The 393-nt window shown below is 67.9% G+C and carries 1 protein-coding gene and 1 pseudogene; both read right to left on the minus strand.

All coding sequences use genetic code 11. The annotated features are described in order from the left end of the window. Positions 1 to 107, minus strand: a pseudogene (locus DDA898_RS23865) (hypothetical protein); the annotation flags it as partial. A 7-nt stretch (positions 108 to 114) separates the two neighbouring features. After that, the coding region (locus tag DDA898_RS22940; protein WP_201765861.1) for an Ig-like domain-containing protein at positions 115 to 393 on the minus strand (279 nt) is incomplete at its 5' end.

The following is a 393-nucleotide window of genomic DNA, read 5'->3' on the forward strand; positions in this document are numbered from 1 at the left end:
CGGTATCCGCGCCGGCCACCGGCATCGTTCACCGCCGTCACCGTAATGGTCAGCGTGCCGGTCGCCACCCCACCCGCGCCGTCGCTGACGGTGTAGGTCACGGTATCGGTGCCGTTAAAAGTTGCTGTTCGGTGTGTAGGTCAGCGTGCCGTCCGGGTTGATCACCACGGTGCCGTTGCCGGCCGTCGCCGCCGTCACCGTCAGCGGGTTACCGTCCACATCGCTGTCATTCGCCAGCACGTCGACGGTCACCGGCGTATCTTCGGCGGTGGTGGCGGTATCCGCGCCCGCCACCGGGGCGTCGTTTACCGCCGTCACCGTAATGGTCAGCGTGCCGGTCACCACCCCGCCCGCGCCGTCGCTGACGGTGTAGGTCACGGTATCGGTGCCGTT

It is taken from the genome of Dickeya dadantii NCPPB 898, from assembly GCF_000406145.1.
Taxonomy (GTDB): Bacteria; Pseudomonadota; Gammaproteobacteria; order Enterobacterales; family Enterobacteriaceae; genus Dickeya; species Dickeya dadantii.